Below are 3,258 nucleotides of genomic sequence, written 5' to 3'. Positions count from 1 at the left end.
CTTTTCTTTTGTTTAAACATTTGAAAAATAATAGATTCAAGCTAGTACTTATGATTATTATTCAAGCTGTTACTTGTGATGTTATTTGAGTTATCATGTTGTTTATCGTTAACTTTACTGCTAGTTTCTTTTCCTACAACTATTTTTTGTCCATTCTCTGTTAGTTGTAGGGTATCTGCTGTAAGTAATACTTGGTTATTTTTGACAGTCATACCAGATAAACTGCCTAAAATATTATCAATAGTAATATCTTTATTACCCCTTACAAATTCAAGGGGAATCTCTCTTACATTTGTAAGGGGTACTTTGAGATCAAACGTTTTACCAATATTAGATAATGCACAATTTGTAAAATCATCGGTAATTAATATTATTGCGCGAGCAGTAATTGGATTTTGTGGGTAAACCGTTAATAGTTTCATGTTGTAGGAAGATAAAAACTTTTGAGCATCAAAAATTTTGAAGTAATTCATTTTCATCAATCTATACTCTGCTTTAGTGAATTTATCTTTTGGTTTAAAGTTATCAACTTTCTGATTTTTGACATCTATATCTCTAACAGTCACTTGTAAACAGTTAATACCATATACTAATACATCTTCTGAATTAATGTGATTCAAACTTACTTCATTACCTATAATGTCTAAGATGTTAACTTTATTGACTATGTCATCGTGCAATATAGCAGTGATGACTTTATTTTTATTCACATCAATATCAGTATTTTCATTGTATTTTGTGTGATCTTCAATTATTCTTAATTCTAACTTTATATGAGAATCCACTAACACTTTTTCTACCACAAGCCTCTTATCTTTCAAAAATGCATTTATATCAAAAGTTTCAAAGAGTTCTACATTGTTAAGTTTAATAGATGCTTCTAAATTGCTCGATTTATTTTGATTATCCAACATTTTACATCACTCCATTTTAAAATCTTTAATAATTTATATAGTTTAATTATAAAATATTTGAGTACTATAAACAATGTTATTGTTGATAAAAATATTTGAATTCAAAGACTTCATAATACGAATAATCTAATTAAACAGAGAATATATAATTATTTTTAAGGAAAATGTCACAATCATAATTCTTGAAATATATGAAATAAATATAAACATCAAAATCTCTATATTTAAGTGGGAATAATAATTTAATATACTCAATGTATCTATTTTACGTTAAAAAATCAACTAATTATTTTTTCGTAAATTTATAGTTTGAAATATCGTACTATATGATTTATAGTTAAAAGTGTAATACAAGTTCTTTTTAAAGAACTTTTATATATAGCCAAGTGATTTTATGAATGAACTTGCAAATATAAAGATAATAAAAAGGTTGTTCAAAGATATAAATATACATAATAGTTAAAGTTCATATTATGTATAAAAATTGCTAAAAAGCGTACCGAAAACTTTTATTAACCAAATCTGGTATGGAGTTTATTGTCATAATTATATAAGTGAATATACTTATGATTGAAAACATACGAAAATATAAAAATAATAGTTATTAATTGGAGAAAGGTGTTATATATGGCAAATACAAAAACACAAAAATTATTAAGTATTTCAAAGAGTAAAAGTGAAAACATCTCAGAATGGATTGTGAATGAAGCACATTGGAAGTTGCTTGCTGAAAACTTAGGTTTAGGTAAGACGGCAATCTTTAGATATAAGAAATTGATTAAAGAGATGGGAGAAGAAAAAACACCGTTTTATGCATTAGGGGAAGTGTTTACACTTAACCAGTTAAATGTTGTTATAGAGCTGTTTAACGATGCTATAGAGCATCCAGAAAAATATGAAAAACCTAAGAAAAAAGCTGAAGTGAATTTACAAGCACAGGCCGAAGTGATACAAAAACACACGCAAGATATGAATATGGATTATTTAGGGTACAAAAATAAGAAAATAGCATCAACAAAAGGGGATGAAACAAAAGAGACGGGGACTGATTATACAAGGGATAGAGCGTTAACTCAGACAGAAGTTTTAAAACGTCATATGGCAGAAAAAGAATATATACAAACACTACCTGAAGGAAGTCAGGAGCGAATTGAAAGAGAACGTGCTTATAGAGAGAGTGAAGCTGATAGAATTGCGGAATATTGGAGAGCTCAGACAATAGGACACAAGGATAAAAAGGAGTAAGAAGCTTATGGCGAAGATATGGAAATACACAATTGACTTACCGCCTATGGGGACGCCTAGACCACGTACAAGGCGTTTAGATGATGGTCGTACAATTACTTACTATGATCGTGCATACAGTGAGTATTTGGACGCTATACAAGCACGTTTAATAAGAGATAAAGCTATTAATGACGATTTTTTTGATGTTGTTAATACAGAGTTGGGTGTTAAAGCTGAAGTGATGTTTTATGTGCAAGCACCTAGAAGTCAAAATAGGCTTAAAAAACTGACAAGAACGACAGCACCAGATATCGATAACTTACTTAAAGCAGTGCTTGACGGCATATTTAGAGGATTAGAGGTTAAAGACAGTCGTATAGCAATGGTATCTATGGCTAAATTTCAAGAAATAGATAACCCGAGGACTGAGATTGTTTTAAGGGGGATAGAATAATGGCGACAACAAATCTAGATAAATTTTTGATTATAGAAAAAATGATGAGTGAAGCACGGGAGCTATTAGAATCATATTTAAATAGCATGGAAGAACGATATGAGTACATGATTGTGTTGAGAAAGGAATATACTAAGCTTTCGCAAGTGTTAGATAAAGTGCAACAAAGAGTGTTTAAACAAGGGGATAAGCTAGATATAGATGCAGACGTAAAGAATGTTGTACAAAGTGCTAAAAAACGCATAGATGAATGTATAGAAGCTATAGAAGAAGATTCAACCTATGAAGGCGACCAACGGTCGATTAAACAGCTAAAGCTTGCCAGAGAGAAGCTGGAGGGCAATTTTGACGAAGATGACATTGGAGAGTCATGGCGTTTGTTAAAGGTGCGTAAAATAGAAATTGAAGAATTAGATGTACTTATGGATTTAATAGACGCTATGGAAGATGGGCAACAAGATAAATCAGAAAGCATTGTTAAGAAGATAGATAGATTAAAAAGTAATTATATAAATGGATTTGCACACTATAGAGATGCTATAGAAAAAGGAGAAAATATCCAAAAAGAAATAGATGAAGTTATCGCTGATTTAGAAGATGGTGGTTATAAGCGAGAGTTCGAGTTACTTTTAGAAGCACGTCCAAACATAATAGGAGAAAGGG

Annotated in this window: 4 protein-coding genes; 3 read left to right on the top strand and 1 reads right to left on the bottom strand. The window is 30.2% G+C overall.

What is annotated here, in order from left to right:
* Positions 1-41: 41 nt before the first annotated feature.
* A complete protein-coding gene (locus TP70_RS02040) occupies positions 42-914 on the bottom strand; it encodes a hypothetical protein (protein ID WP_042740155.1) in 873 nt (290 codons plus the stop codon).
* 627 nt (positions 915-1,541) lie between these two features.
* On the opposite strand from TP70_RS02040, the gene TP70_RS02035 reads away from it, so the two are divergent.
* From TP70_RS02035 to TP70_RS02025, 3 genes are all read left to right on the top strand, one after another.
* Entirely contained in the window at positions 1,542-2,159 is a 618-nt protein-coding gene (locus TP70_RS02035) for a hypothetical protein (RefSeq protein ID WP_042740156.1), read from the top strand.
* Between the two features lie 7 nt (positions 2,160-2,166).
* Positions 2,167-2,595, top strand: a complete 429-nt coding sequence (locus TP70_RS02030) for a RusA family crossover junction endodeoxyribonuclease (RefSeq protein WP_044358966.1) — start codon at positions 2,167-2,169, stop codon at positions 2,593-2,595.
* Positions 2,595-3,258: hypothetical protein (locus tag TP70_RS02025; protein ID WP_044358965.1), on the top strand; the 664-nt coding region annotated here is incomplete at its 3' end. The genes TP70_RS02030 and TP70_RS02025, both read left to right, overlap by 1 nt.

This window comes from Staphylococcus microti (assembly GCF_000934465.1).
Classification (GTDB): Bacteria; Bacillota; Bacilli; order Staphylococcales; family Staphylococcaceae; genus Staphylococcus; species Staphylococcus microti.
The sequence above is the reverse complement of the archived record's forward strand: the minus strand, read 5'-3'. Positions and strand labels throughout refer to the sequence as shown.